General features: G+C 67.5%; 22 protein-coding genes and 1 tRNA gene. 12 read left to right on the top strand and 11 right to left on the bottom strand.

The window, feature by feature from the left end:
* Positions 1–28: 28 nt before the first annotated feature.
* Entirely contained in the window at positions 29–1,441 is a 1,413-nt protein-coding gene (gene leuC, locus PQI07_RS34800) for a 3-isopropylmalate dehydratase large subunit (protein WP_274929109.1), read from the top strand.
* 67 nt (positions 1,442–1,508) lie between these two features.
* Positions 1,509–1,593: transfer RNA gene (locus tag PQI07_RS34795), tRNA-Leu, on the top strand.
* 824 nt (positions 1,594–2,417) lie between these two features.
* On the opposite strand, the gene PQI07_RS34790 is transcribed toward PQI07_RS34795, so the two are convergent.
* A complete protein-coding gene (locus PQI07_RS34790; RefSeq protein ID WP_274929108.1) occupies positions 2,418–5,126 on the bottom strand; it encodes a bifunctional diguanylate cyclase/phosphodiesterase in 2,709 nt (902 codons plus the stop codon).
* Between the two features lie 325 nt (positions 5,127–5,451).
* Between PQI07_RS34790 and PQI07_RS34785 the strand changes: the two genes are divergently transcribed.
* Positions 5,452–5,754 carry a hypothetical protein gene (locus PQI07_RS34785; RefSeq protein WP_053610965.1) on the top strand — a complete coding sequence of 101 codons (303 nt, stop codon included), beginning with the start codon at positions 5,452–5,454 and terminating at the stop codon, positions 5,752–5,754.
* A 191-nt stretch (positions 5,755–5,945) separates the two neighbouring features.
* Positions 5,946–6,101, top strand: a complete 156-nt coding sequence (locus tag PQI07_RS34780) for a hypothetical protein (RefSeq protein ID WP_274929107.1) — start codon at positions 5,946–5,948, stop codon at positions 6,099–6,101.
* Between the two features lie 1,001 nt (positions 6,102–7,102).
* Here PQI07_RS34780 and PQI07_RS34775 read toward each other — a convergent pair.
* Positions 7,103–7,492 carry a hypothetical protein gene (locus PQI07_RS34775; protein ID WP_182591919.1) on the bottom strand — a complete coding sequence of 130 codons (390 nt, stop codon included), beginning with the start codon at positions 7,490–7,492 and terminating at the stop codon, positions 7,103–7,105.
* A gap of 159 nt (positions 7,493–7,651) precedes the next feature.
* Between PQI07_RS34775 and PQI07_RS34770 the strand changes: the two genes are divergently transcribed.
* Entirely contained in the window at positions 7,652–8,266 is a 615-nt protein-coding gene (locus PQI07_RS34770; RefSeq protein WP_053610964.1) for an NIPSNAP family protein, read from the top strand.
* A 650-nt stretch (positions 8,267–8,916) separates the two neighbouring features.
* Here the strand turns inward: PQI07_RS34770 and PQI07_RS34765 are convergent.
* The 3 genes from PQI07_RS34765 to PQI07_RS34755 form a co-directional block, all read right to left on the bottom strand.
* Positions 8,917–9,108: a hypothetical protein gene (locus tag PQI07_RS34765; RefSeq protein ID WP_139231584.1), complete on the bottom strand. Its 192-nt coding sequence runs from the start codon at positions 9,106–9,108 to the stop codon at positions 8,917–8,919.
* Complete coding sequence (locus tag PQI07_RS34760) at positions 9,105–10,190, bottom strand: PepSY-associated TM helix domain-containing protein (RefSeq protein ID WP_274929106.1); 1,086 nt, start codon at positions 10,188–10,190, stop codon at positions 9,105–9,107. The genes PQI07_RS34765 and PQI07_RS34760 overlap by 4 nt, the downstream gene beginning before the upstream one ends.
* 129 nt (positions 10,191–10,319) lie before the next feature.
* A complete protein-coding gene (locus tag PQI07_RS34755; protein ID WP_274929105.1) occupies positions 10,320–12,557 on the bottom strand; it encodes a TonB-dependent siderophore receptor in 2,238 nt (745 codons plus the stop codon).
* 693 nt (positions 12,558–13,250) lie between these two features.
* Between PQI07_RS34755 and PQI07_RS34750 the strand changes: the two genes are divergently transcribed.
* Positions 13,251–14,306 (top strand): zinc ribbon domain-containing protein, encoded by a 1,056-nt coding sequence (locus PQI07_RS34750; RefSeq protein WP_274929104.1) that lies wholly within the window; start codon positions 13,251–13,253, stop codon positions 14,304–14,306.
* A gap of 117 nt (positions 14,307–14,423) precedes the next feature.
* Here PQI07_RS34750 and PQI07_RS34745 read toward each other — a convergent pair whose 3' ends face one another.
* Positions 14,424–15,500, bottom strand: a complete 1,077-nt coding sequence (locus tag PQI07_RS34745) for a tartrate dehydrogenase (RefSeq protein ID WP_274929103.1) — start codon at positions 15,498–15,500, stop codon at positions 14,424–14,426.
* Positions 15,501–15,755: 255 nt separating this feature from the next.
* Here PQI07_RS34745 and PQI07_RS34740 point away from each other — a divergent pair, with 255 nt between their 5' ends.
* The 4 genes from PQI07_RS34740 (at position 15,756) to PQI07_RS34725 (ending at position 18,716) form a co-directional block, all read left to right on the top strand.
* Complete coding sequence (locus PQI07_RS34740; RefSeq protein WP_274929102.1) at positions 15,756–16,490, top strand: response regulator; 735 nt, start codon at positions 15,756–15,758, stop codon at positions 16,488–16,490.
* On the top strand, positions 16,490–17,863 hold the full coding sequence (locus PQI07_RS34735) for a sensor histidine kinase (RefSeq protein WP_053610960.1): 1,374 nt from the start codon (positions 16,490–16,492) through the stop codon (positions 17,861–17,863). Before PQI07_RS34740 ends, PQI07_RS34735 begins: the two co-directional genes overlap by 1 nt.
* Before the next feature lie 184 nt (positions 17,864–18,047).
* Entirely contained in the window at positions 18,048–18,311 is a 264-nt protein-coding gene (locus PQI07_RS34730; protein ID WP_043388633.1) for a GCG_CRPN prefix-to-repeats domain-containing protein, read from the top strand.
* 69 nt (positions 18,312–18,380) lie between these two features.
* Entirely contained in the window at positions 18,381–18,716 is a 336-nt protein-coding gene (locus tag PQI07_RS34725; protein WP_043388635.1) for a GCG_CRPN prefix-to-repeats domain-containing protein, read from the top strand.
* Positions 18,717–18,773: 57 nt separating this feature from the next.
* Here PQI07_RS34725 and PQI07_RS34720 read toward each other — a convergent pair whose 3' ends face one another.
* The 4 genes from PQI07_RS34720 to PQI07_RS34705 all read right to left on the bottom strand — a co-directional run bounded on the left by PQI07_RS34720 (position 18,774) and on the right by PQI07_RS34705 (position 21,129).
* Positions 18,774–19,760, bottom strand: coding sequence for an inorganic phosphate transporter (locus PQI07_RS34720; RefSeq protein ID WP_274929101.1), 987 nt, complete (start codon positions 19,758–19,760; stop codon positions 18,774–18,776).
* 15 nt (positions 19,761–19,775) lie between these two features.
* Positions 19,776–20,417 carry a DUF47 domain-containing protein gene (locus tag PQI07_RS34715; RefSeq protein WP_053610957.1) on the bottom strand — a complete coding sequence of 214 codons (642 nt, stop codon included), beginning with the start codon at positions 20,415–20,417 and terminating at the stop codon, positions 19,776–19,778.
* A 135-nt stretch (positions 20,418–20,552) separates the two neighbouring features.
* Entirely contained in the window at positions 20,553–20,810 is a 258-nt protein-coding gene (locus tag PQI07_RS34710; RefSeq protein WP_043350773.1) for a hypothetical protein, read from the bottom strand.
* 106 nt (positions 20,811–20,916) lie between these two features.
* Positions 20,917–21,129: a hypothetical protein gene (locus PQI07_RS34705; protein ID WP_053610956.1), complete on the bottom strand. Its 213-nt coding sequence runs from the start codon at positions 21,127–21,129 to the stop codon at positions 20,917–20,919.
* 477 nt (positions 21,130–21,606) lie between these two features.
* Between PQI07_RS34705 and PQI07_RS34700 the strand changes: the two genes are divergently transcribed.
* Complete coding sequence (locus tag PQI07_RS34700; protein WP_274929100.1) at positions 21,607–21,804, top strand: hypothetical protein; 198 nt, start codon at positions 21,607–21,609, stop codon at positions 21,802–21,804.
* A 122-nt stretch (positions 21,805–21,926) separates the two neighbouring features.
* Here the strand turns inward: PQI07_RS34700 and murI are convergent, their stop codons facing one another.
* Positions 21,927–22,802 (bottom strand): glutamate racemase, encoded by an 876-nt coding sequence (gene murI / locus PQI07_RS34695; protein ID WP_053610954.1) that lies wholly within the window; start codon positions 22,800–22,802, stop codon positions 21,927–21,929.
* Between the two features lie 263 nt (positions 22,803–23,065).
* On the opposite strand from murI, the gene egtB reads away from it, so the two are divergent.
* On the top strand, positions 23,066–24,334 hold the full coding sequence (egtB, locus tag PQI07_RS34690; RefSeq protein ID WP_075379706.1) for an ergothioneine biosynthesis protein EgtB: 1,269 nt from the start codon (positions 23,066–23,068) through the stop codon (positions 24,332–24,334).
* The last annotated feature ends 12 nt before the right edge of the window (positions 24,335–24,346 follow it).

The following is a 24,346-nucleotide window of genomic DNA, read 5'->3' as shown; positions in this document are numbered from 1 at the left end:
CCGATCCCATCTCCGAAGACGAAGACCGATGACCAGCCCGCGCACCCTCTACGACAAGATCTGGGACGACCACGTCGTCGATGTTCAGCCGGACGGCTCCAGCCTCCTCTACATCGACCGTCACCTCGTTCACGAAGTGACGAGCCCGCAGGCGTTCGAGGGTCTCCGCGTGGCCGGCCGGAAGGTGCGCCACCCGGAAAAGACGCTCGCCGTGGTGGACCACAACGTCCAGACATCGGACCGCACGCAGGGCATCGACGACCCTGAGAGCCGCACGCAGCTCGAGGCGCTCGCCGAGAACGTCCGCGATTTCGGGATCGAGTTCTACGACGCCCTCGACCGGCGCCAGGGCATCGTCCACATCATCGGCCCCGAGCAGGGCTTCACACTGCCCGGGCAGACGATCGTCTGCGGCGATTCGCACACCTCGACGCACGGGGCCTTCGGGGCGCTGGCCCACGGCATCGGCACCTCGGAGGTCGAGCACGTGCTGGCCACCCAGACGCTGGTGCAGCGCAAGGCCCGGAACATGCGCGTCACCGTCGACGGGACGCTGCCGCCGGGCGTGACCGCGAAGGACATCATCCTGGCGATCATCGGCGAGATCGGGACGGCTGGCGGCACCGGCCACGTCATCGAGTATGCCGGCGAGGCGATCCGCGCCCTCTCGATGGAAGGCCGGATGACGATCTGCAACATGTCGATCGAGGGCGGTGCCCGCGCCGGCATGGTGGCTCCCGACGCGACGACCTTCGCGTACGTGAAGGACAGGCCGAAGGCACCCAAGGGAGCGGCCTTCGACGCGGCGCGGCGGTACTGGGAGAGCCTCGTCACGGACGACGGCGCCCATTTCGACCGCGAGGTGCGCCTCGACGCGGCCGCCCTCCCGCCGCTGGTGAGCTGGGGCACGAGCCCCGAGGACGTGATCTCGATCCAGGGCCGCGTGCCGGACCCGTCCGAGATCGCCGACGAGAACAAGCGGCAGTCGAAGGAGAAGGCGCTCGCCTATATGGGCCTGACGCCGGGCACCAAGATCACCGACATCACCCTGGACCGGATCTTCATCGGATCCTGCACGAACGGCCGCATCGAGGATCTGCGCGAGGTCGCGCGGGTCGTCGGCGACCGCAAGGTGCATGAGGGCGTCTCGGCGATGATCGTGCCGGGCTCTGGCCTCGTGAAGGCGCAGGCGGAGGCGGAAGGGCTCGACAAGATCCTCAAGGCCGCGGGCTTCGACTGGCGCGAGCCGGGTTGCTCCATGTGCCTCGGGATGAACCCGGACAAGCTGCGTCCGGGCGAGCGCTGCGCGTCGACGTCGAACCGCAACTTCGAGGGCCGCCAGGGTCCGCGCGGGCGGACGCACCTCGTGTCCCCGGCCATGGCGGCGGCCGCGGCGGTGGCCGGTCGCTTCGTCGACATCCGGGAATGGCCGCAGGGCTGAAATCCCGATTGACGGCGGCGGCTCGGTTGCCTAAACGGAGCCGTCGCCGGCCGATGGCCGACGGCAAGCCCAGGTGGCGGAATTGGTAGACGCGCTGGTTTCAGGTACCAGTCTCGCGAGAGGTGAAGGTTCGAGTCCTTTCCTGGGCACCAAATGCCTGACAGCAGCCCGCCAACGCATTGGCGGGCTTTGTTGTTTCTGAGGTGCGGAATTCCTGGGCCCAGGGGGCGAGAGTTCTGCGCGCCTCGCGGGCCATCCGAGCCCGGTTGGTCGTCCACGTGTAGGTTGCGCTCTCCCAACTTCCGTCTGCCCAACCGAACAGGGCGTCGAGTTGCGCCTCTGTCGCCCCGTTCTCGGCGGCGCGACGCGCTCCGGCCTTCCGCAGCCCATGAGCCGGACCCGGGCATTGGGCCTCGCGGCAGACCTTCCCGACCCACGTGTCGAACGATTCCTTGGTGGACGGCTCTCCGCGCTCGGTGCAGATGAACGACGGATCGCCCGTCGGCCCCGCGGCGATCGACGCGGCGAGGGCCGGCAGGATCGGCGCGATCACCACCATCCGGGTCTTTCGGTGCGGATGGGGAATTCACCGTTCCGGACGTGCTGACAGCCGAGCCGAACCGCGTCGCCGCGGCGCAGGCCGGTGTAGAGCAGCAGATCGAAGGCGAGGCGCTGCGGGTGCCGACCGGCCAGCAGCCCTCGAACCGCGCCAATTCCTCTCCGGTCCAGGCGTGGAAGCCGCCCGCATCGTTCCGGCCCGAGAGGAGCGACACGCCCAGGGTCGGATCGGACGGCACCAGCCGGCGCGCTACGGGGCCGTCCCCACGGCTGCGATCCGATGTGTCGCCCGGGGGCCGCTCTGACCGGAAGGGACAAATGATGGTCGGACCGCTCGCCGGCCGCGCATCGAGCGAACGGAGATCTGAGGGGTGCAGGAGCAATGACGAATCGCGCCCGGAGCACGGGCAAAGCGTCGCTAAGCGACCTCGAGGTCACGATCGAGATCGACGAGCGCGCGATAGGAGGCGATCGGCTGCGGCTTGCCGCGCAGATAGCCTTGTATCTCTGCACACCCGTGCTGCCGTAGAAACGTCAGCTGCGCCTCTGTCTCGACGCCCTCCGCAATGACCGGAATGTCCAAGCTCTCACCGAGACTGAGGATTGCCCGGACGATCGCGCCGCCTTTGCTCGTCACGCCGATCTGCCACACGAACGACCGATCGATCTTGATCTTGTCGAACGGAAAAGCCTCCAACGTCGCCAGGGATGAGTATCCCGTTCCGAAATCATCCATCGAGATGCGCACACCGAGCGCCTTCAGGTCGCGCAGTGTCTCCTGCGCGCGTGCCGAACCCTTCAGAAAGAGGCTCTCGGTCACCTCGAGTTCGAGACGGTCGGCCTTCAGTCCGGTCTCCTCGAGCACCGCACCGACGACATCGCACAGGTCGGCTTGCTGGAGCTGCGCGATCGAGAGATTGACGGCGATGCCGAGGGGCAAGGCCCAACGCGCAGCCTCGCGGCAAGCCTCCCGGAGCACCCACTCGCCGAGCGGGAGGATCGCCCCGGTCTCCTCTGCCAGCGGTATGAACTGCGCAGGCGAAATCGTCCCACGGGTCGGATGAGTCCAACGCAGGAGCGCTTCGAAGCCGCAGGCGCGATCCGAGCCGACTCTGAACTGGGGCTGGTAGTGCAGCGCGAATTGTCCGGTGCCGATCGCCGCGCGCAGGTCCAGAGCCAATCGGTGCCGCTCGAACGCTGCCTTATCCATCTCCGCCTCGAAAAAGCGGTAGGTTCCCTTGCCTTCCTTCTTGGCGCGCACCAGCGCCATATCGGAAGCGGACAGCAGGGCGTCGTAGGTGTCGCCATCGTGGGGGAAGAGAGCGATCCCGACACTGCAACTGACGGAATACCGCAGCTCGCCGTCGGCGTAGGGCGCAGAGATCGCCTCGATGATCGCCTGGGCCCTCGCGGCAGCGTGCCCGGTGGCGGCGAGATCTGTCGCCAGCACCGCGAATTCGTCGCCGCCGAGGCGCGCGACCGCGCCGCGCGCGCCGATCAATCCCTTCAAGCGCGCGGCGACCTCGATCAGCAGGCGGTCTCCGGCCGGATGGCCGAACAGATCGTTGACCTGCTTGAAGCCGTCGAGGTCGAGACAGAGGAGGGCCACATCCTCGGCCCGATCGGCGCTTGCCGCCAACTCAAGCTCGACGACCTCCTCGAAATGCAGGCGATTCGGCAATTGGGTCAGGACGTCGTGCCGCGCGAGGAAGCGCAAACGCGCTTCGCTCCGACGGCGCTCCGTGATGTCCTCGTGCGTCGATATCCAGCCTCCGTCCGGAAGGAGCACGCGGAGGACGCTGATGTCCCGATCGTCAGTCAGATGCATGACGCTCGCCGTGTCCGAAGGCACCCGGGGCAATGGCGGCGTCAGCACGGCTTCCCAGGGACCTCCTGAGCCGCGGTGCTGCGCCAGCACGAACCTGCGGAGATCCTCGGCTTTCGTGCCGGGTTGCCGAAGGTGATCGGGGATTGCGTAGAGACTGGCGAAGCGCGCGTTCAGGATGACGAGCCGCTCGTCGGCGTCGAACAGGCAGAGTCCCTGGACCATGTTGTCGAGAGCGACGCCGAACCGCTCGTAATGGGCGCGTAAGTCACGCTCGCTGCGGGCGCGTTCTTCGGCGCTCGCGATCCGCCGCTCGGCGCTCGCCCCCCGAAGAAAGAGCCGAAACAGGGCCGCGATGCACACCAGAAGGAGTGCCGTTGCTGCACCGACCGCGAGCGCCTGCCGGCGGAAGGGGGCCAGGCACGCTTGCGTCGTGCGACTGATGCTCAGAATGAGCGGGTAGCCGGCGAGAGCCTTCGTCGCGATGATGCGTTCTTGATCATCGACGGGGCTCACGTTGCGCATCACGCCGCCCAGAGGACTCGTCTGGGCGATCCGCGCGGCCCCTGTGGTCGGCAAGATCTTACCGATCACGTTATCCCGATAGGGATGACGGACGAGCAGCATCCCGTCGTGGCGGAAGACCGAGACAACAGCGTCGTCGGTCGGTGCGATCTGCCGGTACAGTCGTTCGAAATAGCCGAGCTCGATCGCGCCGAGCACGAGGCCGAGGAACGTTCCGTCGGGCGCCGTGACCTTCCGGGCGATGTAGATCGTCCAAGCGCCGTCGCCGCGGTTCTGCACCGGTTGGCTGATGAAGCGTTGCAGCTTCGGGTCCGCAGCGAGTGCCTTGAAGTAATCCCGATCTGCGATGTTGACGTTCGGGATCGGCCAGAAGCGGCTGAAGTTCAGGAGCTGGCCGGCGTGATCGATGATCGTGACCGCGTTGACCTGTGGCAATGCCGCGACGCGCGCTTTGAGTGCCTCATGTAAGTCGCGCCGGCTCGCCGCCGCCGCGTACTCCGCGGGAGTCGAGACCTTTGCGCCGGCCATATCCTCGATGATGGCTTCTTGAACGATCTCGAGGGCCTGGAGCGAGCGCTCGGCCTGATCAGCGAGGATCGTGGAGAGTCCGATGAGGTTGCGTTCGGTATCCTGCAGCGCCTGACCGTACATGTCGGCGATGAAGACGATCGCGCCTGACACAATCGCAAAGGCCAGAACGACCAGTGACGAAACGAGAGCGGCATACGATCGAACAGGCGATCCGAACATCAATGGAACCCTGGCACTGATGTTCAACTTTATTCAGACTGGAAGCAAAAGGCGAAAACGTCGATCGAGGCGGTTAGTCCATGGCACGCGCGGCTCGCAGCCCTCAGCGGTCGTTCAGGGTCCTGCCGTCGCGCGTGTCGAGCTTGGCGGACCTAGCCGGGTCGGGACATGGAGCATGGTGATCGTTCAGGGCAGGTGACCGGCGAAGCCTCTCCGCTGACGCCTGGCGCACCTCTGGACAAGCCGATCGCACACAACCGACTAAGACATCGTTGCCAGGGCGAGACGCCCGCTTTCGGGACCTGCCGATAACGGCCCGGATGGCTGGCCCGGGCGTTCGCTCGGCGAACAGGTGCTCGAAACCGCCTTCCCGGCCGACCTCGATCCCGATGACCGGGTCTATCCGTGCCCGCCAGCCATGTGCCTCGTGGACGAGACGCCGCACCAGGAATCCGGCACCGTCACGGTGTGCTACCGAGCCGGCTACCCTGTGGTGGACGGACGCAGCACGGTCCCGGCGCCGATCCGGCACGCGATCCTGCTGATGTTCGGGCACCTGCGCGACCTGCGCAAGATCGGCTGGGGGCTGGCCTCGGCGGTGCTGCTGGCCTTCGGGGGGATCATGCTGGCGAAGATCGGGCTGGCGGGGCGCTGAGCCCGATCGGAGAATCGAAACCGCGCCGTCTGCCCGCGCGCAGACCGGGCCTCGACATGGCCCGAAAAGACCACCGTGAACCGCCCGGCTCCGGCCGCGGCGGTTTTTTTTGGCGGACTCAAGCGCAGCCGTCGGAACGACCCTCTGCCAAGTCCCATTGTCCCCACACATGCCTTTCAGGGGGCCATGACATGCTGGAGGTCACCTACATCGACTTCCACGAGAAACCGGGCAGCCCCGTTCACAGCGGCTGGTACATTACCGACGAGAACGGGGCGATGATCGGCGGGGCGCATCGCTACGCGGACCAAATCAGCGGACTGCGGGCCCTGCTCGCACTCAGCTGATTTCACCCCTCGGAAGATCTCGGCCCGCCCGGTCCGCCGGCGCGGGCCTTTTCGTGTCGGCTGGCCCGCAGCTTGCGATGGTCCAGCACGCCTCACAGGGATTCACGCAGCCCCGCCGGCACCGCCGCGCGGGGCTTTTTCATCCGCGGTTGGCTCGCACTCTTGAACGCTCGAACACAACCACGGGTCGAAAAATCGGCCCAACCAATCAGCCGGGCTCACGTTCAGACGGATAAGAAAACTCTGGATTTTCCGAGTTCAGAGATGCCGCGTATGCCAGGCTCGCGAAGAATTTTCGGACCTTGTAAGGTGCACAATTATACAATTCACCGCGCCCAGGGTAGACCATGCCATACAGGGCCTGGCCTGGATCGCCGATCGTGTCAGCATTTGCAGACCTGCAAACCATACGGAACTCTTTAAATCCTGTGAGGACCGGGCCGGTAAGATCGCTGACACGCACGTTCCACCCCCTCAATCGTACTCGGGCTCAATGACTCCATCCCGTTGCGATCCGCAAATATAGGCCGTCACTCCGCAGGTCAATAAACCGAGCGCGGATTGGCTCCGACTCCGTATTCGATATCTGATTTGCGCGCGGTCTGTGTCGGTGCTGATGTCAATAAGGTGCGGTCGCCCAAACTCGGTGATGAACGACGTCGCGTTATGCGGCCCCGCCTGCGCCGTCCGTGAGGCAATGAGCCCACGGCTTGCGACGCTCTGCCCGCCTCTTCCCGGACCAATCTTCAGCCTCGCCGCCGCCGCGCTGGGCTGCTTCGTGCCCCGATACCCGGTGCGGTACCATCCTGAGCCCGGCCGGTATGGCCCGGTGACCGCCGCGGACGTCCTGAGCCCGAGCCACCTTAAGTATCGGCCCGGCCCAGACGTTGGTGAGATCAGGCGCTCCCCCGCCCCGTGAGCAGCTCGGGGCGGGGCCGAGCGGCCAATTCCCGGCGATGGCGCCCGCGCCACACGGGGCGGCGTGATGATTTCGGAGCCCGTTATCGACCCTTGCGCGTCAGCGTGCCCTGGAATTCACACGAGGCGCCGTGCCACGTCAGGCAGCCGTCCTCCTCCAGAGCGACCGACCGAAGGTCGGGGCTGTAACGGGCCATGATCCGGCAAGTCTGTCCGTTCTCGGTCTTGCTGAAGAGGATCGTACGAGGCCCGGTCGATCGGCCCTTCATGGTCACACCACCACCGCAGCCTCTGGACCCGACCGAGAACTCGGCGACATAGCCGGACGCACCGGACGCCTTCACGACGACGCCCTGCTCGTATCCATCTTCCTTGCGCTCGAAGGTGCCGGTCGCCTGCCGTCCAGGGCCGGCGGCCTGAACTGGAAAAGCGAAGAGGGTCAATGCAATCAGGATCTGGAGCCGGTGGCACATCAGACGGCAACCCTGCCAGCGTGAGCGTACAGGCAGAAATCAAAGATCTTGCCCGGCAGCCATGGCGCTTTTCGCACTTCCGACCCGTGGCAGGTGCAGATCAGACCCATTGAAACGAACAGCGCTCTCTCGGTTTGAAGGTGCAACGCCGAGGTCCCCATGCTCTACGAACTCGCTACCCTTTCGTGCCCATTGCTCGCAGTCGATCGAGCATCCGACGGGGTTTATGACTGGGTGAACGACGCGGAGGCCAAGGGTGAACTGTTCGGCTGCTGGCGGACCGAGATAGGGACACTCGGTCGCCTGATCGTGCTGCGCGGGTTCGAGGCACCGGAAGATATGACCGCCGAGCGCCGCCGGGCGCTTCTGAGTGCTAACCCGTTCAATGCGGGGAGCGTGGTGACGGCGCTGGAAATGGACAGCTATGCGCCGTTCGCCTTTCTGCCGCCGATCCGCACCGGGGACCGTGGCGGGGTGTACGAGTTCCGGACCTACCGCCTGAAGCCCGGCGGGCTGCCGCCAACGCTCGCGGGTTGGGAAGCGGCTATCGCACCCGCACGTGAATATACCGAGCATCTCGTCGCGAACATGTACGCTCTCGATGGAGCACCGCGGATCACACACATTTGGGGCTTCACGAGCTTGAAGGAACGGACCGAGTTACGCTCTTGGGCTTATGGTGCCGCTGTCTGGCCGCCCAAGGGAGGCCCGGAGCAGATTGCCGAAGCAACTTCGACTATTGCGCTTCCACAGGGGCCATCTCCCCTGGCCTGAATCATCCTTCGTCTCCGCTCTCAAACGACCCTGAGGGTGGCTCGCAGATGACTGCTTTCGGGTTGCGTTGGCGACCTTCCGTATGACCGGCAGGGGTCGAAAGCGGGAAGGCCGCCTGGATTGGTTTCCCGCCTGTCCGCTGACCAGAACTGCTGCCGCAAAAACGGACGTGCGGAGATTGGGGTGGTCGGCGGACTTGCGCCCCTCTCGATAATCCGAGGCACCTCGGTCAATTCTCGGCAGCAGACGTCGAGCGCGACAAACGACCAGCAGTACCCTCCGCCCAACTCCACGATATGCGTTGAAAGACGGCGCCTCCAGCTTCGGGCTCCTCGACACCGCGTGGCCCAGATTTTCGAGTCTGTTGTGGGAGCGGGATCGCGCCCTGATTGATCGTGGTTGACAGAAGATTTTCCGCTGCGTCTAAGTCCAAGCTGTAGTCGTCGCCAGCGATGACTTCATTTTGACTGTTGAGCAGGGCGAAGCCGCCGCGGTTCCGGATATACGACTGGTGCCAGCGCGACCGCGTCAGCTTGAGGCCTTGCCGTTTCGCCCGCCTCCGGAGACGTATGAGGCGCATAGCCTCTTGGTAGGTCGGTGTCGGATTGATCTCTCGCATGGCAGACTTTGCCGTTCACGATTGCTGGCAGCTAACGTCCGTTCTCACGCAAGCGCAGCCCCGCAGCGAGCACGTAGAGGGACATGACGAGCAGAAGGAGCGCAGCAAGCCGGTCCCAGATGCCGTCCGCGACGAGCGCACCGACGAGGCTGATCAGCGTCCCGGCCGCGATCATCGCCGGGATCGGCCAAATGCGATGTGGGGCACCTCTCGTGGCCGTCATTCACCCGGCTCCGCCGTCGTGAGCGTCCGGCTCGCCGTCAGGCGAGGCAGCGCCGAGCGCCTGCGAACGAGCCAGAGATAGAGACCCGAGGCGAGGACGACGATCGTCGCCACGTCCAGCACCGCCCATATGATTTTGAGCGGCAGGCCACCATAATCGCCGAAGTGCAGGGGCTGGGACAGGAATAGCGCCTGGATATACCAAGGCATCGCGCGCATGTCCGTGAGCTGTCCGGTCCCGGCATCAATCAGCGCCGGCATGAGCAGACGCGCGGTCAGCGGCGTGCTCCCGGCCATGAACACGGCGTAGTGATTGTTGCTGCTGAAGCCCGTACCCGGGAAGGCGACCAGCCGAGGCGTCATCGTCCCGGCCGCGGTCCGCGCCGTCGACATCGCGGCATCGAGGGAGACGGGCGTCAGGGGGCGCGGCACGTCGCGATAGGGAGCCGTCATCTCGGCGAGCTGGCCGCCCTGCCACATCTTGAGCATCAGGTCGGCCCAGGTGTTGACCGTACCGGTCGTGCCAACGACGAGGGCCCAGGCCAGCGTCGAGATACCAATCAGATTATGCCAATCGAGCCACTTGATCCGACTTGACCGCTTTCGCCGGACCGTACCGAAGTCGAGCTTCTTCATGAAAGGCCCGTAGAGCACGATCCCGGAGATGATCGCAGCGGCAAACACGAGACCCATTGCCCCGAGGAACAGCTTGCCGGGCAGACCGAGAAACATGTCGGTATGGAGCTGAAGCAGGAAGCCGATCGGCCCGGCGCCGGGCTTGTCGTCGGCTAGAACCTGCGCCGTGCGCCTGTCGAGAACGACGAAGCTGTCGCTCGGGGCCGTCTTGAGGGTCTTACTCAAGCCGGCGAGAACGGTGTTCGTCTCGTCAGGGTCGAAGTAGAGGAATTGCAGGATCTCGCCGGGCTTGTGCGCGATCGCTGCGGCGGCGATCCGATCGAGCGGGACGAACGGAGTTCCCGGAGCCAGGTCCGGCACCGCGGCCTCGTAGCCGAGGGCATGGTTGAGCTCATGGTGGAAGATCAAAGGCAATCCGGTCAGGCACAGCAGCAACAGGAACGCCATGCTGACGAGGCTTGTCCATGTATGGATCAGCGACCATAGCCGAAATGCGCGGAGACGAGGCGCCGCGCCGAGCGAGATGCTAATCATCGCGCGCCCGTGACGAAGGTTGCACGCCAGTGCAATGCAACTCTACCATCGGTAGATCAAGCTGCCGATCACCGTCGCGGGCGCACCGCGATAGCAGAAGCCGGCCTGGCAGTTCGTGTAGTCGCGGTCGAAGATGTTCTGTGCGTTGATCTGCGCGCGGAAGCCTTTGTACTTCGGGTCGAGCGCCGCGAAATCGTAGGCGAGCACCGCGTCGAACAGCGTCACGGTCGGGTTGCGCACCGTGTTCTCGTCATCGGCGTAGCTGGTGCCGGCGAAGCGGACGCCGCCGCCGACCTGAAGGCCGGAGAGCATCGAGCCCGGCGGGAACAGGTAAGTCGCGAAGGCTGTGAAGGTGTTGCCCGGGATGCCAGACAGGCTGTTGCCGTCGATCGGCTGTCCCGTGACCAGCGAGGTCTGGCGCAGGAAGCGCACGTCGAGATGCGTGTAAGCCAGCGTCAGGTTGGTGCCCGGCGCGAAGCTCGCTGTCATTTCGGCCTCGAAGCCCTTGGATTCGACCGAGCCGGTGGCGACCTGATTGGCGATGTTGGTCGGGTCCTGGCGCAGGATCGAGGTCTGGACGATGTCGAAGCCGGCGAACGATCCGGTGATGTTGGTGTTGGGGATCGCGACCTTCACGCCGGCCTCGATCTGGTCACCGGTGGCGGGCTTGAAGGGGCGGCCATTGGAATCGACACCGACCTGCGGCGTGAAAGTCGTGGCGTAGCTCGCGTAGGGCACGAAGGCGGGTGTCAGGAGGTAGTTGAGGCCGACCCGGCCGGTGAAGGCTCCGTCATTCTGGTCCCGCGGCGTGCCGGGCACGAGATTCGTGAAGCTCGACGTGCTCTGGAAGACCCAGTCGTGCCGCCCCGTCAGCGTCAGGACGAAGCGGTCCCACTTCGCCTGCTCCTGCAGGTAGACACCGATCTGGTCCTGGCTCTGGCCAGAACCGCTCGTCAGTGGCGGGCGTGCAATGAACGTCCGGTAGCGGAAGTTCGAAAAATCGGTCACGCCCGCGAGGCTGAGGTCGGGCACGTTGAAGTTCAAGCCGTAGCGGCGATCATAGTCGTAATGGGCGTAGTCGACGCCACCGATCACCGTGTGGGCGACCGGGCCAGTCCAGAAGTGCCCCTCAAGCTGGGTGTCGACGACGGCGGATTTGATCTTGTCCTTGTAGAGGCCGGCATAGCGTTGTGCCGTCAATCCAGTCACGCCGGTGAAGGCGGTGAACGGAAAGCTGACCGCCGCATCCTGATACCGGAAATTTTGTCGAAAGATCAGATCGGGCGAGAATTTGTGCTCGAAGGCGTAGCCGATGCGGTACTGTTGCTGGCTCGTCTTGTTGAACCCCGCATCGCCGCCGTAGAGCCGCGTCACCTTGAAGCCCGGCTCGTTGTAGAAGAACGCAGTGCCGGGAAGATTGGTGTGCAGGTACTCGCTGAGCAGGGTGAAGCTCGTGTCGGAGTCGGGGCGCCACGTGAACGAAGGCGCGATCATCTGGCGGTCGTCGACGGCGCCGGGCAGGAAGGTGTCGGACTGGCGCACGATGCCGGTCAACCGGTAGGCCATGGTGCCATTCGAGCCCTCGACCGGGCCGCCGACGTCGAAATTGCCCTGGTAGCGGTCGAAGTTGCCGCCCTGGAACCAGACCTCGCCGAAGGGGACGAAGACAGGGCGCTTCGAGGTGATGTCGACGATGCCGCCGGGGGAGCCGAGGCCGTAGAGGCCGGAGGCCGGCCCGCGCAGGATGGTCAGCGCCTCGTATCCGTAGGGCTCGGTGCGCGGTATGATCAGACCGACGCCCGGCTGGCGCAAGCCGTCGCGATAGACGCCATCATAGTACTCCGCAAAGCCGCGCACGTAGAAGGCGTCGTTGCGCGGGTCGAAGCCGAAGACGTTGGCGGAAACGCCCGGCACGTAGGACAGCGCCTGATTGAGATCCTGCACGTTCCGGTCGTTGAGCTGCTCGCGGGTCACCACCGAGACAGATTGCGGCGTCTCGATCAACGGCGTGTTGGTCTTGGTGGCGGTGGGGCTTACGCGAGCGACGTAGCCACTCACACCGGACGGTCCACCACCGCCGCCACTGGTGGCCGCACTGTTGCCGTCACCGCCGCTGACGTTAGCACCGCCAAGCCCGGCACCTGCCGCGTTGACGGTAGCCGGGCGGGCAGCCTCCACCGAAATCTCGTTGAGCTGTACGGCGGCATCTTGCGCCACTGCAGCGTTGGTGATCGCGGTCGACGCGACGAGAAGGCTTAGGAGCGAGGAGCGGTTGACCATAGATCACGCAGAGACGCATCGAGAGCAGGCTCCGCGATGTTGATCTTGGATCGAAGTGCTTAGCAATCCGAGAATGTGTCAAAAATCACACGTTTAGAGTGTTTCAAATTTGGATCGATTCTGAACTTTAAAACTCTCGCCGCTCGATTCAGCATCGCGGTCGAAGAACTGCCTGACAGGCAATATTTCCCGCGTCGGATCCGATCGGCAAACTGAAAGAAGTTTTTCTAATATTTCGCGACAGGTAACGCAGTAAAGTCAGTTTTTCCAAATTCATGTCCGGGAGCGATTGGGCCACAATCGGCGAATCCTTCATTCTCGGACAAGCCGCGGTCCGCTTTCAGGTTGGCGTCGCAGGAGCCTGCGCGGCCGGTTGGGTCGAAAGCCGCCCTTCACTGAACCGGTTACCGATGAAGCATCCTGGCCAATCCGCCGAAGTCGGTACGGGACAGATCGTCGAAAAAGTTTGCGCCTCAAAGGCTACGCTTCTCCCGCACCAAGCCACATGAGCCTTGTTTTTACTCAGTTATTTCACTTCTTTCCTGGGCACCAAATGCCTGACAGCAGCCCGCCGACGCATGGGCGAGCTTTGTTGTTTCTGAGGTCTGCCGATCCCGAGCGTCCCGCCCGCATATCCCACCGGCCGCCGCACGCTATAAAGCCCCGCTTGGGTTTTCGGCGAGGGCGATTCGCGTGCGGTCCGGTTCAAGACTCTCCGAACGCTGGTTCACGCTGGCGCTCTGGCTCGTCGCGGTGGTCTTCGCGTGGTTTCTCATCGGGCTGGGATCGCTGGTCGTCGGCGATCTGCCGCAGGTCGAGCACCGCTATACCCTCGAGCAGTTCCTCGACACCGATCAGGCCAGAGCCTCGGCCGAGGCCCTGAAGCAGATCCGTCGGGAGCAGGACGACAACCGGCGGCAGGTCGAGCAGGATCGGCTCGCCCTCGAGGCGGCCCAGTCCGCCTCGGAGGGGGCGCGCGAGACCTTCGCCAACTGGCTGAAGACCCGGGACGCCACGCAGCGGGTCGACCAGGATCCCGGCCTGATCGCGCGCACGCAGCAACTCGATGCCCTGAAGGCCGCCGAGCGCACCATCGAGGAGCGCCTCGCGGCCCGGGCGCAGGCGGGACTCGAGCAGTCCGAGCGGGAGGCGACGCGGCTGCGGATGGACGACGAGCTGCGCGCGGCGGCGCAGAAGCAGCTCGACGCGGCCGAGCGCGGCCAGGAGTTGCGCGTCTTCGCCTACCGGCTCGCCCTGACGCTGCCGCTGCTGGCCCTGGCCGGATGGCTCCTGCTCAAACGGCGGCATACCCGCAACTGGCCGTTCGTCTGGGGCTTCGCCCTGGCGGCGGCCTTCGCCTTCTTCGTCGAACTCGTGCCGTACCTGCCGAGCTACGGCGGCTACGTGCAGTACGGCGTCGGCGTGATCGTGACCCTGGTCGCGGGCCGCGCCGCGATCAATGCCCTGCACGCCTACCGCGCGCGACAGGCCGTCGTGGAGGCGCGACCGGACGCCGAGCGGCGGACCGAGATCGCCACCGACCAAGCCCTGGCCCGTCTCGCCAAGAAGGTCTGCCCCGGCTGCGAGCGGGCGCTCGCCCTCGACGATGCGAGCACGAATTATTGCCCCCATTGCGGGCTCGGCATCTTCGCACAGTGCCCGTCCTGCACGCATCGCAAGAGCACCTTCGAGCGCTTCTGCCGGGCCTGCGGCACCCCGAGCCCGGATCTCGCGACCCCGGTCCCGTAGCGGGCGCGCCGCCGCCCGCCCGGACCATCGCACCGCATCGCATCGCAGATCGACGCTGTGCCGCCGGATCGTCCCCGCAGGCGCGACGCGGAACGCGGCGATCCGGCCCGGCACCCCTCAGGCGTTGTCGCCCCGGATCGCCGCGATGACCGCGTCGGTGACCTGTCGCGTCGTCGCCCGTCCACCCAGATCGGGGGTGTGCAGGCTCGGATCCGCGGTGACGCGCTCCACCGCACGCATCAGCCGCTCGGCCGCCGGCTTCTCGCCGAGGTGCTCCAGCATCTGACACGCCGTCCAGAAGGTCGCGACCGGATTGGCGATTCCCTGGCCGGCAATGTCGAAGGCCGAGCCGTGGATCGGCTCGAACATGGACGGGAAAGTGCGCTCCGGGTTGATGTTGGCGGTCGGCGCGATGCCGAGGGACCCGGCGAGCGCCGCCGCGAGGTCCGACAGGATGTCGGCGTGCAGGTTCGTCGCCACGATCGTGTCGAGGGTCTCAGGCTTCATCACCATGCGCATCGTCATGGCGTCGACCAGCATCTTGTCCCAGGTGACGTCGGGAAAGTCCCGGGCGACCTCGGCGGCGATCTCGTCCCACATCATCATGGCGTGGCGCTGGGCGTTGGACTTGGTGACCACCGTGAGCCGCTTGCGCGGGCGGGAGCGGGCGAGTTCGAAGGCGTAGCGGATGATCCGGTCGACGCCCGAGCGGGTCATCATCGAGACATCGGTGGCGACCTCGTTGGGATGGCCCTGGTGGACCCGGCCGCCGACGCCCGCATACTCGCCCTCCGAGTTCTCCCGGACGATCACCCAGTCGAGCTCCGGCCCCGAGACGTGACGCAGCGGGCTGGTGATGCCCGGAAGGATCCGGGTCGGGCGGACATTGGCGTACTGGTCGAAGGGCTGGCAGATCGCGAGGCGCAGCCCCCACAGGCTGATGTGATCGGGCACGTCCGGCGCGCCCACCGCCCCGAAGAAGATCGCGTCGTGGTTCCGGATCTGCGCGCGGCCGTCGGCCGGCATCATCACGCCGTGCGCCTTGTAATAGTCCGAGCCCCAATCGAAGTGGTCGAAGCGGAACCGGAACGTTCCGGCCTTGTCGGCGAGGGCGTCGAGCACCGCGATGCCGGCGGCGATGACCTCCACGCCGATGCCGTCCGCAGGAATGGCGGCGATGGTGTAGGTCTTCATGAGGGATCTCCGAGCGTGTCGGGGAGATCTGGCGCCGCTTCCGATCCCGTCGAGACGAGGGACCGTAGTTCGGTGATCCGCCGGGCCCGTCGCATCCTCGCGACGCGCCCACACGCGCGGCGGCCGCACCGGTCGCGTCCAGCCCCGACGGGCAAAGCCCAGAGCGGCCCGGCCGCTCCCGACGGCCCATGTAACGTTTTGTGACACCGTGCAGTTTCGCGTTGCCGTCCCGCCGGCCGCGCCTATGCTCGGCCCATGCACGAGGGCACCACCATCGCCATCGTCGAGGACGATCCCGACATCCGCGCCCTCCTCGCCGGCTACCTGGAGGGCGAGGGGTTCCGCGCCGTCGCCCTCGACGGCGGCACCGCACTCGACCGGCTGCTCGCATCTGGCCCGGCGCCGGACCTCATCGTCCTCGACTGGATGCTGCCGGGCGAGGACGGCCTGTCCATCTGCCGCCGCCTGCGCGAGGCGGACGGCCCGCCCATCGTCATGCTGACCGCGAAGGACGAGGATATCGACCGGGTCCTCGGCCTGGAGATGGGCGCCGACGACTACGTCTCGAAACCCTTCAACCCACGGGTCCTGCTCGCCCGGATCCGCGCCGTCCTGCGCCGGGCCAACGGCGCCGGCGCCCAGGCCCCCGAGGCCGCGCCCGAGCGGCTGAGCGTCGCCGACCTCGTCGTCGATCTGGCGGCCCGCACGGTGATGATCGGCGACCCGGCCTCCGAGGTCCCGCTGACCAGCGCCGAGTACGACCTGCTGCACTGCTTCGTCACCCGGCCGCAGCGGGTGCTCTCGCGCGACCAGCTTCTCGACTGGACCCGGGGCCGAACTGCCGATGCCTTCGACCGGACCATCGACGTTCAGGTCAGCCGCCTGCGGCACAAGCTCGACGCCGCCGGCAGCCAGGCCGCGGCCCTGCTCAAGACCGTGCGCAACGCCGGCTACATCCTGGCCGCCCCGGTCCGCTCCGGAACGCCGTGATGGGCCGCGTCGGCCTCCTCGGACGCATCATGCTGCTCCTGCTGGGCGCGCTCTCCCTGCTCGTCCTCGCCACGGTGGCCCTCGATCACTGGCAGCGCCGGCAGGAGCGGTGGCCCTACGCCACGCGGTTTCCGCGCGTCGATCAGGCCGCCGGCATCATGACGTTGCTGCGCGACGCCGATCCGGCCCAGAGGCCGGCCATCCTGAAGGCCGTGAGCGGCGAAGCGCTGCAAACGGAGATCGTCGATGCGCAACCCGACCGGGCCGACCTGATCCGCGAGCCCCGCCTCGAAGCCCGTCTGCGCCGGATGACGGCCGAATCCGCCGACCGCGTCCAGGCCTATACCGACACCGCCCTGCTGCGCCGCGGCGTCGATCCGGCCGATATCGACAAGGCGGACCGTGCCGGACCGATCGGGCGCCTCGCGATGGCGACCTATCGGTTGCCCGATGGCCGCTTCGCGGTGATCCATGCCACCGAACGCCGCCGCTCGCTCATGCCGTGGCTGTTCGGCCAGCCCCTGAGCCTCTGGGTCGCGGTGCTGGGCGCGGCGGCGGCCGGTCTCGTCCTGGTCGGCACGCGGCACGAGCTCGCGCCGCTGCGGCGCCTGACGGACGCGGTCTCCCGCTTCGACGGCCGCGCCCCGGAACGGATGAGCGCGCCCACGGGCGCCCCCGAGATCCGGCGTCTCGCCCAGGCGGTGCAGGGCATGCAGGAGCGGATCGCCGGCCTCATGGCCGAGCGCTCCTTGCTGATCGGAGCCATCTCGCACGACCTCAAGACCTACCTGACGCGGCTGCGCCTGCGCGCCGAGGCGGTGGCCGAGCCGGCGCTCCGGGAGAAGCTGGTGGCCGATCTCGACGCCATGACCGCGCTGATCGAGGCGTCCCTGGGATTTGCCCGGGGCACCGCCGTCGAGGCGACCCGCGCGCCGGTGGATCTCGCCGATCTCGTCGCCGTCGAGGTCGCCGAGCACGCGGCCCAGGGCGCGCCCATCAGCCTGACCGGCGAGGAGGTGCGGGACGCCACGGTGGCCGGCGACGCGGTCGCCCTGCGCCGCGTCGTGGCCAACCTGATCGGGAACGCCGTCAAGTTCGGGCGCTCGTCGGTGTCGGTGGCGGTGAGCCGGGCCGGGACGGTCTGCCGGATCGTTGTCGAGGATGACGGGCCGGGCATCCCCGAGGCGGAGCGGACGGCGGTGTTCAGCCCCTATTACCGGGTCGAGCGGTCGCGGAGCCGGCAGACCGGCGGGACAGGCCTCGGTCTCGCCATCAGCCGCCAGATCGCGGAGGCCCATGGCGGCACGGTGGTGGCGGAAGCCGGCGCCAACGGCGGCGCACGCCTCGTCGTGACCCTGCCGGGCCTGTCCTGAGCGGCCCGCGGCAACGGCCGCGCAACCGGCGGTTACACAACGTTACAGGACGGCGCATCCCGGTCACATCCGGGAAGCGCGCAGGGACGAACCTTCGCCCATACGCCGCGGCCAATACCCCGCTTCGGCGCGGGCCGTCGGCCGAGAGGCCGCGCCAGCCCGATCGAGCAGAAGGAGATCATCGATGTTGAAGAGCCTCGCCCCGGCCGTCTTCCTCGCCAGCCTCGCGGTGCCCGCCTCGGCGCTGCCCCTGGTCCAGGACGCGGTCGCCACCGGCTTCGACGGCGCCCGGATCATCCAGGTCTACGGCGGCTGCGGCCCCTACGGGCATCGCGGCCCCTACGGCGGCTGCCGGACCGGCGGGCAATGGGGCGGCTATGTCCGCGGCCGCTCCTGCCCGGCCGGTTTCCACATCGGTCCCTACGGCCGCCGCTGCTGGCCGAACTGAGCCGCCGCATCGCCTGATCGCACCCTGTCCCTCGTCCGGCCTTGCGGCCGGACGCCCATGGAGTGAGTCATGATCCGTACCCTCGTCATGCCCGTGGCGCTCGCCGCGGGAGTCCTGATGGCCGGTTCGAGCGCCGAGGCGCGCGACGGCTGCGGGCCCGGTTTTCACCGCAACATCTACGGCTGGTGCCGGCCGAATCTCGGCTACGGTCCGGTGGTCTACGTCCCGGCCTATCGGCGCGTCGGCTACCGGTGGCATTACGGCTACCGCTACGGCTGGCACCGCCGGTTCGCATGGCACGGCGGCTCCCGCTGGGGCGGCTTCCGCCGTGTCGGCTGGCATGGTGGCTGGCGCGGTGGCTGGCACCGCGGCTGGCATCACGGCGGCTGGCATCACCGCTGGTGACCCCGCGCCGGATCCGGCCCCGCCCGTCGCGGGGCCGCGACCGGTTCGCGGGCCGTCCTACGGCAGCACGAGGCCCGATGCCGCGTAGGTCAGGGCCGCGACCAGGGCCGCGGCCGGCATCGTGATCACCCAGGCGATCACGATGCCCTGCGCCACGTTCCAGCGGACCGCCGAGACCCGGCGCGCAGCCCCGACGCCGACGATGGCGCCGGTGATCGTGTGGGTGGTCGAGACCGGGATGCCGAAGGCCGTTGCGGCGAACAGGGTCGCGGCGCCTCCGGTCTCGGCGCAGAAGCCCTGCAGGGGCGTCAGGCGCGTGATCTTCGAGCCCATCGTGTGGACGATGCGCCAGCCGCCCAGAAGGGTGCCGAGCGCCATGGCGCCCTGACAGGACAGCACGACCCAGAGCGGCACATGAAAGGCCCCGCTCTCGCCGTGGGCGTAGAGCAGGGCGGCGATGATGCCCATGGTCTTCTGGGCGTCGTTGCCGCCGTGGCCGAGGGAGTAGAGCGAGGCCGAGACGAATTGCAGGCCCCGGAACAGCCCGTCCACCGCGTGCGGGGTCGAGCGGATGAAGATCCACGAGACCGCCAGCATCAGCACCAGGCCGAGGGTGAAGCCGAGGGCCGGCGACAGGACGATGGCGGCGCTGGTGGCGATCACGCCGGGCCAGACGATCACGCCCATCCCCGCCTTGGCGATGCCGGCGCCGAGCAGGCCGCCGATCAGGGCGTGCGAGCTCGAGGATGGGATTCCGGCATACCATGTGATCAGGTTCCAGCTGATCGCCCCGCCGAGCGCGCCGAGAATCACCCGGTCGTCCACCGCCGCGACGTCGATGATGCCCGAACCCACGGTTCCGGCGACGTGGAGCCCGAAGACCAGGAAGGCCACGAAGTTGAAGAACGCCGCCCAGAACACGGCGTAGCGGGGCGCCAGCACCCGCGTCGACACGATGGTGGCGATGGAGTTCGCGGCATCGTGCAACCCGTTGAGGAAATCGAAGACCAGCGCGAGGGCAATGAGGACGATGAGGAATGTCACGCGGCGGCCTGCAGCTTAAACGTGTTCGACGACGATGCTGCTGATCTGGTTCGCCACGTCCTCGAACCGATCCATGACCTTCTCCAGGTGGCCGTAGAGTTCCGACCCGACGATGAAGGCCATGGGGTCCTGTCCCGACGCCTTGAACAGGGCCTTCAACCCGTCATTGTGCAGGTCGTCGGCCCGCCCCTCCAGCTCGATGACGCGCTCGGTCAGGCCGTTCAGCGCGGTGGCATTCTCGCCGAGCGCCCGCAGCTTCGGCAGGGCCTCGGCGGTGACCTGCGCGGCCTCCTGAATGACCGCCCCCATCTCGCGCATCGCCGGCTCGAAGGTGGTCACCTCGAAGAGCTGGACCGCCTTGGCGGTCTTGAGCATCTGATCGATGGCGTCGTCGAGGGACCCGACCAGGGCCTGAATATCGCTGCGGTCGAAGGGCGTGATGAAGGTCCGGCGGACCGCCAGAAGCGCCTCCCGGGTGATTGCGTCCGCGGCATCCTCATGGGCCGCGATCGCCGCGTAGGCCGCCGGTACGGCTTGCGTGCCGTCGAGGAGCGACCGAAGCGCGGCGGCGCCGTCCGTGAGCGTCGCGGCATGACGCTCGAACAGGTCGAAGAACCGGTCCTCTCGCGGCATCAGGGCACGAAACCAAGCCAGCATGTCGTGTCCGGGTCGAGAGGTCGGCGGTATCCGCCGGGCGCGAAAACGCCCGGCAGGCACAACGGGCGAAAGCGCCGGCCGATCCGGCGGCCGGGATACAATCGACCGTTGCTGATCGCTCTCCGGCCGCGCGGCTCAGCAGGCTTGTCCCGTGGAGGCGTGAAGCCAGCCGAAATCCACCGGGTAACCGAGGCCATGCAGCATCTTCACCCGCTTCCAGGAGGCCGACCGCGCCAAGGCTGCGTCCTGTCCGGCCTCGATCTCGGCGCTCTCCATTTCCTGAAGCTCGCGGCTCAGCGCCTCGCGCAGGCCCGCGTCCTTCATGTTGCCGAGGGCGGCAGTGAAGGCCTGCTCGGCGATCCGAACCTGATCACAAATCTGACGCACGCTCATCAGTCCCCAACCCTCCCGCGCGGCGTGAACACTGCGATCCCGCAGTCCATCAGAGATTATCATGCGCGTGGTCGCCGGGAGATGTACGTCTTTGGTGCAGCGGCCCTCACCGCATCGGGAGCGGCCCGATGCGCCGTGCCACCCGCGGCGGACGCCGCCACCGGCGCTTGCGTCCGAAGGTCCGGCGCGGATCCGGCACGCGCGGATCCGCCTCGTTCCTCCGGCTAAGGCCCGGCTGGAAGCTCGCCCCGATCGCCACGATCGCGGCCGACCCGATCAGCGCGACGAGCGCCGCGCCCCAAAACATGCTCTCGAACATCAGGCACTCCCGGAGCGGAGCCCCGCCGCAGGCCGCTCGGACCCGCGGGCGATCACGAATCAAGCTAAACCATACTCTCGAATGCGATCAACGCCCAGTATCGAGCTGTATTCAGCTTTCGACATCTGATCGAAGCCCGCCATTGGCCCAAATCGTCCCTGAACGTGCCGGCGCCGTCGGCGCGCTGCGGCCGACGGACCGGCTCCTCCGTCTGTGCGGTGACGCACCGCGCATGCGCCGCGGCCGTCCACCTGTCGCCCCATTCCGGTGCGACACGGCGATCATTCGCTTTCCGGTCGAACGCACCATCATCGTCTTCACGGCGAAGACGATTCTGACCCGCGCCCCGGACCCGGCTGACGCAGCCGGCCCCGGCCTTCGGCAACGGATCGGACGCGGCGATCGAAGGCGGAATTTACGGGGCGTTCATCCTCCGGGTGTCCGATCCGGATGGTCAGAGGCGGAGAAGCGGAAGCGATGCCGAGCGAAACCAACAGGCCGCACCAGGATGCGCCCGCTCAGGAGCCGCTCCTCGAACTCTGGCGGATCATCGCCCTCGCGCTGATCGTCGCCGCCGGCATGCTGTTCGTCCACCTGATCGTTCCGACCGAAGCCGATGCGTCCGCAGCCCCGTCGACGACCATGCCGTGTGCCGCCGGCCTCAGCGCCTCCTGAGGGGCGCGTGGGCCGGACACGGCACTGAGGGCCGGGCCCGGCGGCGCTCACGCGAGCGGTCGGGCGGATGCGCATCCCAGGGCTCAGGCGCCCGGTGTGGCGCCCGGGATCGCCGCGCCCGTCTACTGCATCGGCAACGGGATCGACTCCACGCCGACCTCACCGATTCCGCGGGCCGCGAGGGCTGTGCACAGGGCGTCGGTCAGGCAGCTTCCGGCCGTGAAGGCGCCGAGCGCGGAGCCGTGCCGGTCCGCCTCGCGCGGGAGCGGGCCGATCAGCTGCACGACGCGCCGGGCGATGGCGGGGGCCGGGTCGATCCAGGTCACCGGCCAGGGCGCCACGGCCTGCAGGCGCGGAAGCAGCAGGGGATAGTGGGTGCAGGCGAGGCAGATCACGTCGGTGCGCCGGCCGTCCGCCTCGGTGACGAAGCAGGGGGCGATCTCCGCGGCGAGGGCGGCATCGTCCACCGGCGCGCCGGCGAGCTCGGCTTCCGCGTAGCCGGCGAGATTCTGCGAGCCGATCCGCGTGACCGCGCAGGCGCCGGCATAGGTCGCGATCAGGTCGCTCGTGTAGGAGCGCGCCACCGTGCCGGGCGTCGCCAGCAGGGTTATCATCCGGGAGCGCGTCACCTCGGCCGCGGGCTTGATCGGCGGCACCACGCCCACGAAGGGCGTCGTGAAGCGCTGCCGGAGCGCCGGAAGCACCAGCGTCGAGGCGGTGTTGCAGGCGATCACGACGAGATCAGGCCTGTGGGTCGCGACGAGCCGCTCCATCACGGTGAGGACGCGGGCGACGAGGGGCGCCTCCCCGAGCCGGCCATAGGGGAAGGCGGCATCGTCGCCGACATAGACGTAACGGGCATCCGGGCGGGCGCGCCGCACGGCGTCGAGGACGGTGAGGCCGCCAAGCCCGGAATCGAAGACCAGGATGGTCGGCTCGGCGGCACTGCGCAGCGCCGCGGCGGACAGGCTGGCCCCGGCCATCAGATCGATCCGCATGAGAACCCGGACTCCTCGAAGAGCGTCCCAAAATCTCGGCCGTGAGGGTTAAGGCGACCTCACTGCGGCGAGAGAAAGATCCGCGATCCCCAACCCGTTCCGTTAACCGCCGCGCGTCCGCGGCGAAGTGCCCCCAGACCGGCTGCGCCGAGCCGATGCTCGTCGGAGAGGTTGTCGGACCACAACCGGGACATATCTTCTGCCGGCCGGCCCGGAATCGAGGAAATGGTTCTCGGTGCGGCAGGATTAAGGGGATCATCGTCATGGCAGCGACGGCCGCACTGCGTCCGGACGAGACGCACGACCCCCGGGCACCGGACTTTCCGCCGCCGCCCGTCACCGCACGACCGATCGATCGCGCCGCGTGGATCGCGGCCTTCCGGCAGGTCCGGAACGAGACCGAGCGCCGCGCCGCACCGCTCTCGCCCGAGGACCAGCAGGTCCAGTCCATGGCGGATGCGAGCCCGACCAAGTGGCACCGGGCGCATGTCACGTGGTTCTTCGAGCAGTTCCTGCTGCGGGAGCATCTGCCGGGCTACGCCATCTACGACGCGCGGCTACACTACCTCTTCAACTCGTACTACGTGGCGGCCGGCCCGCGGCAGCCGCGCATCCAGCGGGGCATGATCACCCGCCCGACCATGGCCGAGGTCGCTGCCTACCGGGCCCATGTCGACCGCGCCGTCGAGACCCTGCTGAGCCAAGCCTCCGATCGCGCCCTGGAGATGGTGCTGCCGATCCTGGAGATCGGCCTCTATCACGAGCAGCAGCACCAGGAATTGCTCCTCACCGACATCCTCCACGCCTTCGCGCAGAATCCGCTCAATCCCGCCTACGATCCGGACTGGCGCTTCCCGGACGCAGCCGCGCAGCGCGGTCAGGTCGAGCTCCGCCGGGAGATCGCCTGGATCGGCCACACGGGAGAGGGGTTCTCGTTCGACAACGAATCCCCGCGCCACGAGACGCTGATCCCGGCCGGCCGCATCGACCGGGCGCTGGTGACCAACCGCCAGTGGCTCGGCTTCATGGAGGACGGCGGCTATGCCAAGCCCGAGCTGTGGCTCTCGGACGGCTGGTATGCCGGTCCGGCGGAGGGCTGGGAGGCGCCCGGCTACTGGCGCCGGGACGGGGAGGGGTGGGCGACCATGACCCTCGGCGGCCAGCGGCCTGTGGATCTCGACGCGCCCGTCACCCACATCAGCTACTACGAGGCCGACGCCTATGCCCGCTGGGCCGGCCGGTTCCTGCCGACCGAGTTCGAGTGGGAGGTCGCGGCCCGGGACAATACTCTGCCGGACGCCTTCGGCCTCGTCTGGCAATGGACCCGCAGCGCCTACATGCCCTACCCGGGCTACCGGCCGCTCCCGGGGGCCCTCGGCGAGTACAACGGCAAGTTCATGGCCAACCAGTTCGTGCTGCGCGGCTCGTCGGTGGCGACACCCGAGGGTCATGCCCGGCTGCCGTACCGCAATTTCTTCTATCCGCACCAGCGCTGGCAATTCACGGGCCTGCGCCTGGCCGATGCCGCCTGACGCCCTCCGGAG

The organism is Methylobacterium sp. 092160098-2 (genome assembly GCF_028920805.1).
In the GTDB taxonomy this organism is placed as follows: Bacteria; Pseudomonadota; Alphaproteobacteria; order Rhizobiales; family Beijerinckiaceae; genus Methylobacterium; species Methylobacterium fujisawaense.
Note: the sequence above shows the minus strand (reverse complement) of the source record. Positions and strands in the feature narration are given on the sequence as shown.

Bases quoted from the DNA above. Each gene is read 5' to 3' on its own strand.
- PQI07_RS34745 (WP_274929103.1), bottom strand. From the start codon at position 15,500: ATGAAGACCTACACCATCGCCGCCATTCCTGCGGACGGCATCGGCGTG.
- PQI07_RS34765 (WP_139231584.1), bottom strand. From the start codon at position 9,108: ATGACGGCCACGAGAGGTGCCCCACATCGCATTTGGCCGATCCCGGCG.
- PQI07_RS34700 (WP_274929100.1), top strand. From the start codon at position 21,607: ATGCCGAGCGAAACCAACAGGCCGCACCAGGATGCGCCCGCTCAGGAG.
- PQI07_RS34755 (WP_274929105.1), bottom strand. From the start codon at position 12,557: ATGGTCAACCGCTCCTCGCTCCTAAGCCTTCTCGTCGCGTCGACCGCG.
- PQI07_RS34780 (WP_274929107.1), top strand. From the start codon at position 5,946: ATGCTGGAGGTCACCTACATCGACTTCCACGAGAAACCGGGCAGCCCC.
- PQI07_RS34710 (WP_043350773.1), bottom strand. From the start codon at position 20,810: ATGAGCGTGCGTCAGATTTGTGATCAGGTTCGGATCGCCGAGCAGGCC.
- PQI07_RS34715 (WP_053610957.1), bottom strand. From the start codon at position 20,417: ATGCTGGCTTGGTTTCGTGCCCTGATGCCGCGAGAGGACCGGTTCTTC.
- PQI07_RS34740 (WP_274929102.1), top strand. From the start codon at position 15,756: ATGCACGAGGGCACCACCATCGCCATCGTCGAGGACGATCCCGACATC.
- PQI07_RS34705 (WP_053610956.1), bottom strand. From the start codon at position 21,129: ATGTTCGAGAGCATGTTTTGGGGCGCGGCGCTCGTCGCGCTGATCGGG.
- leuC (WP_274929109.1), top strand. From the start codon at position 29: ATGACCAGCCCGCGCACCCTCTACGACAAGATCTGGGACGACCACGTC.
- PQI07_RS34735 (WP_053610960.1), top strand. From the start codon at position 16,490: ATGGGCCGCGTCGGCCTCCTCGGACGCATCATGCTGCTCCTGCTGGGC.
- murI (WP_053610954.1), bottom strand. From the start codon at position 22,802: ATGCGGATCGATCTGATGGCCGGGGCCAGCCTGTCCGCCGCGGCGCTG.
- egtB (WP_075379706.1), top strand. From the start codon at position 23,066: ATGGCAGCGACGGCCGCACTGCGTCCGGACGAGACGCACGACCCCCGG.
- PQI07_RS34730 (WP_043388633.1), top strand. From the start codon at position 18,048: ATGTTGAAGAGCCTCGCCCCGGCCGTCTTCCTCGCCAGCCTCGCGGTG.
- PQI07_RS34775 (WP_182591919.1), bottom strand. From the start codon at position 7,492: ATGTGCCACCGGCTCCAGATCCTGATTGCATTGACCCTCTTCGCTTTT.
- PQI07_RS34725 (WP_043388635.1), top strand. From the start codon at position 18,381: ATGATCCGTACCCTCGTCATGCCCGTGGCGCTCGCCGCGGGAGTCCTG.
- PQI07_RS34770 (WP_053610964.1), top strand. From the start codon at position 7,652: ATGCTCTACGAACTCGCTACCCTTTCGTGCCCATTGCTCGCAGTCGAT.
- PQI07_RS34760 (WP_274929106.1), bottom strand. From the start codon at position 10,190: ATGGCGTTCCTGTTGCTGCTGTGCCTGACCGGATTGCCTTTGATCTTC.